Here is a 6,412-nt window from a genome sequence, read left to right as displayed (position 1 = left end):
AGCGCGAGACCGGCGGCGCCGAGCAGCTCGACGTCGCCCGCACCGGTGGAGGCCAGCTGGGCGGCCTGGGCCGGCGCGGCCGTGGCGACCGCGGCGGCGGGCGCCACGGCGGGGGTGGCCGGGCCGGCGTTGCGCACGACGACCGAGCCGCCCTCCCCGGCGACCTGCGGCGGGGTCGGGCAGGCCTGCTCGCACTCCTCGGCCGGCTTCGGGGTGGACACCGGGGCGACCTTCTCCACGTTGGCGCAGTCGTTGCCGAAGGCCGGGTTGCCGACGCCGGCCACGTTCGCCGAGTTCCCGCAGGCGTTGACCGGGACGTCCACCGGCGCCTGGATGCTGTTGCCGGAGATCACCCCCGGCGAGTTGGTCGCGACACCGGAGGCCCCGGCGCCCGGGACGTTGACACCCGGCACGGTGGCGCCCGGCACGGCGGTGCCCTGGCTCCCGCTGGCACTGGAGCCGTCGACGCCGCCCGTACCGCCGCCGGTGTGGCCGCCGCCGGTGGCCCCCGAGCCGCCGCCGGACTGGCCACCCTGGGCGGGTGTGGCCGCCTGGTGGCTCCCGCCGCTGACGTTGGCGCAGCGGTTGCCGAAGGACGGGTTCAGCAAGCCGATCACGTCGACCGTGTTGCCGCAGGCGTTGACCGGCACCGTGATCGGCACCTGGACCGAGTTACCCGAGGCGACGCCGGGTGAACCGGTGGCCACCCCCTGCGCCTCGGCTCCCCCTGCATAGGCGTAGCCGGCGGTCGAGGCCAGCACACTGCCGGTGGCCACGGCCGTGAGGATCCCCTTCTTGGCTACATTCCTCATGTTTTCCCCTGACATTTCGAGACGACGTGTCGACCTTGACGTGAACCCTCAAAAAAGTCGGAATTTCTGTATATCCGTAAATCACGCAAGGGCTTCGGCTGCACACGAGTTAACGAGGAGCCGGGGGCGAGGTTGAGCCGAACGAATCAGCTTCACCCGATCGAGCGATCGTGTCGGGCTCCATGTATCCGGTCGCCCGTTCCCACCCGGTGGGAACGGCCCGGCCGGTCCGCCCGGCGGGAACGGGAACGCCCCCGGCGCGGCGCGTCCGCCGCCCGGGGGCCGTTCCGCGTCTGCTCAACAGGCCTCCGCGGCCCGGAGGTCGACTCAGACGTTGGCGCAGTGGTTGCCGAACGCCGGGTTCAGCACGCCGACGACGCTCACGGTGTTGCCGCAGAAGTTGACCGGGATGTGAACCGGAACCGCGATCTGGTTGCCCGAGACGACACCCGGGGAGCCGGCGGCCACACCCTCGGTGCCCGCGTGAGCGGACGCGACACCGGCGGCGGCGAACACCAGGCCACCGGTGGCGGCGGCGACAGCGGCGATCTTCTTGACCTTCATCATTCCTCCTGTATGGACAACGCAACCCGTTCGGCGGGCTGCACAGGGATGAACGACGCTGCGGCAAACGGGGTACGGAGTGGATCTCCCATTCACCCTCAACGGTGATGCCTCGCACAAATGATCAGCTTGGGATTTCCGGCGGAACCGTTTCTGTCGATCTCCTTCTTCCTGTCCCACAATCATCAGCTCGGACAATGCGGTCGGCCCGCCCCCGGCACTTCGGGAGCGGGCCGATCCAGTCACCTGATCAGGGTCCGGCGGGCGCCGGGTCCAGCAGGTGTCGCGTTCAGCGGGGGCGCGTTTCAGCAGGCCTCGCGTTTCAGCAGGTCTCGCGTCTCAGCAGGCGTCGATGAAGCGGTCCAGCACCCGGGCGCCGAACTTCAGGCCGTCCACCGGCACCCGCTCGTCCACGCCGTGGAACATCCCGGCGAAGTCCAGGTCCGGCGGCAGCTGGAGCGGCGCGAAGCCGAAGCAGCGGATGCCCAGGTCCTGGAAGGACTTGGCGTCCGTCCCGCCCGACAGGCAGTACGGCACCGCGCGGGCGATCGGGTCCTCGGCGCGCAGCGCGGTCTGCATCGCCTCGACCAGGGCGCCGTCGAAGCCGGTCTCGATCGCCTTGTCCGAGTGGATGCTCTCGCGCTTCACGCGCGGGCCGAGCACGCTGTCCAGCTCGGCCAGGAACTCCTCCTCGTAGCCGGGCAGGAAGCGCCCGTCCACGTGGGCGGTGGCCTGACCGGGGATCACGTTCACCTTGTAGCCGGCGCCGAGCATGGTCGGCTGGGCGGTGTTGCGCAGCGTGGTGCCGATCATCTTGGCGATGCCGCCGAGCACCCGCAGCGTCTCGTCCATGTTCTCCGGGTCCAGCTCGACCCCGAGCGCGTCCGACAGCTCGTCCAGGAAGGCCCGGACGGTCTTGGTGATCCGCAGCGGGAACTGGTGCCGGCCGAGCCGGGCGACGGCCTCGCACAGCTCGGTGATCGCGTTGTCGTCGTTCTCCATCGAGCCGTGGCCGGCCCGGCCCTCGACCGTCAGGCGCATCCAGTGCATGCCCTTCTCGGCCGTCTCCACCAGGTAGAGGCGGACCTGGTCGTTGACCGTGAAGGAGAAGCCGCCGACCTCGCCGATCGCCTCGGTGACGCCCTCGAACAGCCCCGGGTGCTTGTCCACCAGGAAGCGCGCCCCGTAGGTGCCGCCGGCCTCCTCGTCGGCCAGGAAGGCCAGCACGATGTCGCGCGGGGGCTTGCGCCCGGTGCGGAGCCGGTCGCGGATGACCGCCAGGGTCATCGCGTCCATGTCCTTCATGTCGACGGCGCCGCGCCCCCAGACGCAGCCGTCCGCGATCTCGCCGCCGAACGGGTCGTGGGTCCAGTCCGCCGCGTTGGCCGGCACCACGTCGGTGTGGCCGTGGATCAGCAGGCCCGGACGGGAGCGGTCCTCGCCCTCGATCCGGACCACGGTCGAGGCCCGCCCCTTGGCCGACTCGAAGATCTTCGGTTCGAGCCCGAACTCGGCGAGCTGCTCGGCCACGTACTCGGCGGCCTTCCGCTCGCCCGGGCCGGAACCGTCCCCGTAGTTGCTGGTGTCGATCCGGATCAGATCGCGACAGATCTCGGCGACCTCCGACTCAGCCGTCACCTTCGGCGCCGCCGACTCGCTCCGCTCGCTCACGGTCACTCCTCGTCTTGGGCCCGCACCGACGCACCAGCGCGCCACCCCCAGGACCTGCACCCGGGCCGTACGAGCACGTGCGCCCATCCTCCCCCAGCCCCGGACCCCGATCCAGCCCCCGCACGCTCCCGAAACCCCCTGGTCACGCCCCCGCCACACGCCGCCCCTCGCCTCCGCCACCGGCCCCGCTCCCCCGCCGGGAACCGTTTTGGGACCCCAAGCCGATCTTTGCTACAGTTACATCTGTCAGCGCGACGGACGAGAGATCGGAAGCCGCGGGGACGACACCTAGTCCGGGTGGCGGAATGGCAGACGCGCTAGCTTGAGGTGCTAGTGCCCTTTATCGGGCGTGGGGGTTCAAGTCCCCCCTCGGACACCGAAGGAAAGGCCCCAGTTCTCTGGGGCCTTTCCTGTTTTTCCGGCGCGATCGTCCGGCGCGATCGTCCCGTGTGATCGTCCGCCACCGGCCGGAGGCCCGGTCGGTGGGTACCGACCGGGCCTCCGGGTGGGCCTGTTCCGACGGGACGGTGTCGGAGTCACGCCCGAGGCGGCGGGGTGGATCAGCCGTCGCTGGCGGCGGCCTGGGCAGCAGTGGGAGCGGCAGCGGGCGCGGCGGCGGGCGCGGCGTCCGGACCGACGAAGGTGGCACCCGAGCCCGTGAAGGAGCCGGAGACGCCGCTGTCGTCCGCCCAGATCCAGAAGTCGGCGTGCGAGACGCCGTCGGGGCCGACGTGGGACTCGAGACCCGCGAGGCCGGCACCGTCCTCGTTGGCGGTGAAGTAGCCCTTGACGTAGTCCGCGTTGATGCCTTCGGCCGAGGCCAGACCGGAGCAGCCGAGGACGAGCGGGACGGTGAGAGCGCCGACAGCCACGACTCGCTTGAGAGCACGCATGAAGATCTCCTCCACGGAGTTTCTTGTGATCTGGTGGCGGTGCCGATCAGCCCCGCCGCGATTCAGACAGCCACGGCCCGCATCCCGTCGCAACCGGCGCCGCTACCCGTCCGGCCTCACGCCCCGTCAGAAATGCCGCTCCTACCAGCGGAAATACAGTTCGTACGCTCATCTCCGAGGATCAGTCGACTGGAGCAGACGAACGTCACCCTCCGTGCCGCCCGATCCCTCGCCGCCGGTCGCCGCCCGCGCCGCCCGCACCTCGGCAACGTCATCCGAACGGACCGGCACCCGGCTCGGTCGTACGGGAACGGCTGGCGGCGCCCCGGACACCGCCGGACCCACGAGGCGTCAGACGCGGGAGGCCGGCACCGCCCCCTTGACAGTCACTCTCCGCTGTGCAGAATGGCTTCATTATGAAGCAGGTAAATAAATCCGAGGGGCCGGCGACCGGCCCGTTGCAGCGGGACACCGAGGGCCGGCTGTACGACAGCAGGGTGCGCACGGCCATGGGCGCGTTCACCAAGGGCGGGGACACCCTGGCGCTGGAGGCCGCGGCCGCCGCACGGTCGGCGTTCCACGCGGTGGAGAGACTGCGGGCGCACGGCTCGCAGGGACGCGGGCTGAGCGCGGGGGCGCTGGACGTCCTGGTGCGGCTCGGGGCGGCGGGTGAGGCCGGTGAACCGGGCCTGACAGTGGGCGAGTTGGCGCGGGCCGGCGGGGTGAGCCCGCGCAACGCGACCGGACTGGTGGACACCCTGGAGCGGGAGGGGCTGGCCCGTCGCTCCCCCGACCCGAACGACCGGCGGGCGGTGCTGGTCGCCGCGACGGCCGAGGGGCTGGCCTGGCTGGAGGAGTTTCGGGTCCCCACCGAGCGCGCGATGGCCGCCGTCTTCCGCGGCTTCAGCCCCGAGGAGCTGGGCCAACTGCGGCACCTGTGCCTGCGGTTGGTGGAGAACCAGCAGCAGATCGAGCAGTACCTGACCGCGGTCGCGGACGCCCCCGGCCCGGACGCCCCCGGCCCGGACATCAGCTGACCCCGGCGGCCTCCGCGCGGTCGGCCGGGGCGGCCTCCCGCTCCGACCGGCCGCGCAGCGCCTGCGCGGTGACGAACGCCACCACGGTGGAGACGATCAGCAGCGGCATCGCGTTCGCCGCCTCACCGCCGAGCAGGGCGGCGGCGAGGACGGTGCTGGTGACGGGCAGGCCGGTGACGGCGGCCCCGGAGGCCGCGAGGCCGACCGCCAGGGCGGGCGCGGTACCGAAGCCGGGCAGCGGCGCGCAAGCCGTGCCGAGGGCCGCACCGAGCAGGATCGCCGGGAAGATCGGGCCGCCGCGCAGACTGCCGAGGGCGATCGACCAGCCCAGCCCCTTGCAGAGCACCAGGGCGAGCAGCGCGCCGACCGGCCAGGCGGCCGGATCGGCGGCGAGCGCGCCCAGGGTGGCCTGCCCGGAGAGCGCGGCCTCCTCCGGGGAGCGGCCGGTCAGCAGGGCGTAGGCGGCGAGGCAGCCGCCGACGGCGACCGCGCACACCACCGTGAGCAGGGCGGTCCGCCGGGCGGTGCCGGTGGTGGTGAGGGCCTTCACCCGGCGGCCGACGCCCTGCCCGGCCACGCAGACCACCGCGATCGCGACGGCCAGCGGGACGCCCCAGAGGAAGTCCCCCGGGTCGGGCACCCCGCTCTTCGGCAGGCGCGGCAGCGAGAGCGCGCCGATCGCCAGGCCGGTCCAGTGGCCGAAGCCGGTGAAGACCAGCGCGCCGACCCCGCCCGCCAGCAGGCTGGGCAGGATCAGCGCGATCAGCTGCGGGCCGCCGAGCCCGGCCGCCTCGATCAGCATCACGGCGGCCACCAGCGGGCTGCCGAAGATGGTGGAGATCGCCGCCGCCGCACCCGCCGTGCCCAACACGGCGGCCAGCTGCGGCTGTTCGGCCCGTCGGGCGGACCGGACGGCGAGCAGGGCGAGGCCGCCGCCGAGCGCCATCAGCGGCGCCTCGGGACCGAGCACCACCCCGAGCGGCAGGCCGGCGAGCGCGGCCAGCACAACCCCGGGCACGGCGACGGGCGGCGTCGGCGGGCCGCCCAGCCCGTCCACCGGGACGTGGCCGCCGTGCCCGGGCAGCCGGGTCACGATCGGGGCGAGCAGCAGGCCCGCCAGCAGCAGTGCGGGCAGCGGCCACCACCAGGGGGCGCGGCCGTAGCCGGCCGCCGTCGGCAGGCTCTCCCAGACCCAGTGCTGGAGTTCGTGTTCCAGACCGACGAAGCCGAAGGCCGCCAGCGAGACCGGGATGCCGACCAGTGCCGAGATCAGCAGCAGGCGGAGGTAGCCCCGGTGCAGCAGCACCTCGCGCAGGGTCGGGCCGCCGCCCGGCCTACTGGACGTCGTCGGCATCGCCGCTCCCTCGCGCTCCCGGGCCGCCCGCCGTCCGGGAGGCCCCGTCCTGCGACCGAGTCTCGCCCGGGGCCGGAGGTG

6 protein-coding genes and 1 tRNA gene are annotated in these 6,412 nt (G+C 72.9%); 2 read left to right on the top strand and 5 right to left on the bottom strand.

Features of this window, described 5'->3' with window-relative positions:
• The 3 genes from ABZW03_RS35200 to ABZW03_RS35190 form a co-directional block, all read right to left on the bottom strand.
• Window positions 1–776, bottom strand: a 776-nt coding sequence (locus ABZW03_RS35200) for a chaplin (protein ID WP_355267771.1), incomplete at its 3' end; no start/stop codon positions are given.
• Between the two features lie 363 nt (window positions 777–1,139).
• On the bottom strand, window positions 1,140–1,376 hold the full coding sequence (locus ABZW03_RS35195) for a chaplin (protein ID WP_355267774.1): 237 nt from the start codon (window positions 1,374–1,376) through the stop codon (window positions 1,140–1,142).
• 339 nt (window positions 1,377–1,715) lie between these two features.
• Window positions 1,716–3,047 (bottom strand): M20/M25/M40 family metallo-hydrolase, encoded by a 1,332-nt coding sequence (locus ABZW03_RS35190; RefSeq protein WP_355267768.1) that lies wholly within the window; start codon window positions 3,045–3,047, stop codon window positions 1,716–1,718.
• Between the two features lie 291 nt (window positions 3,048–3,338).
• Here ABZW03_RS35190 and ABZW03_RS35185 point away from each other — a divergent pair.
• Window positions 3,339–3,423 (top strand) — tRNA-Leu (locus ABZW03_RS35185).
• 184 nt (window positions 3,424–3,607) lie between these two features.
• Here the strand turns inward: ABZW03_RS35185 and ABZW03_RS35180 are convergent.
• On the bottom strand, window positions 3,608–3,940 hold the full coding sequence (locus tag ABZW03_RS35180; protein ID WP_355267765.1) for a hypothetical protein: 333 nt from the start codon (window positions 3,938–3,940) through the stop codon (window positions 3,608–3,610).
• A gap of 398 nt (window positions 3,941–4,338) precedes the next feature.
• Between ABZW03_RS35180 and ABZW03_RS35175 the strand changes: the two genes are divergently transcribed.
• On the top strand, window positions 4,339–4,977 hold the full coding sequence (locus ABZW03_RS35175) for a MarR family transcriptional regulator (protein WP_355267762.1): 639 nt from the start codon (window positions 4,339–4,341) through the stop codon (window positions 4,975–4,977).
• Here the strand turns inward: ABZW03_RS35175 and ABZW03_RS35170 are convergent.
• Window positions 4,970–6,331, bottom strand: a complete 1,362-nt coding sequence (locus ABZW03_RS35170) for a chloride channel protein (RefSeq protein ID WP_355267759.1) — start codon at window positions 6,329–6,331, stop codon at window positions 4,970–4,972. The genes ABZW03_RS35175 and ABZW03_RS35170 overlap by 8 nt on opposite strands.
• Window positions 6,332–6,412 lie beyond the last annotated feature (81 nt).

This window comes from Kitasatospora sp. NPDC004799, assembly GCF_040609095.1.
Taxonomy (GTDB): domain Bacteria; phylum Actinomycetota; class Actinomycetes; order Streptomycetales; family Streptomycetaceae; genus Kitasatospora.
The sequence above is the reverse complement of the archived record's forward strand: the minus strand, read 5'-3'. Positions and strand labels throughout refer to the sequence as shown.

Bases quoted from the DNA above. Each gene is read 5' to 3' on its own strand.
- ABZW03_RS35195 (WP_355267774.1), bottom strand. From the start codon at position 1,376: ATGAAGGTCAAGAAGATCGCCGCTGTCGCCGCCGCCACCGGTGGCCTG.
- ABZW03_RS35180 (WP_355267765.1), bottom strand. From the start codon at position 3,940: ATGCGTGCTCTCAAGCGAGTCGTGGCTGTCGGCGCTCTCACCGTCCCG.
- ABZW03_RS35170 (WP_355267759.1), bottom strand. From the start codon at position 6,331: ATGCCGACGACGTCCAGTAGGCCGGGCGGCGGCCCGACCCTGCGCGAG.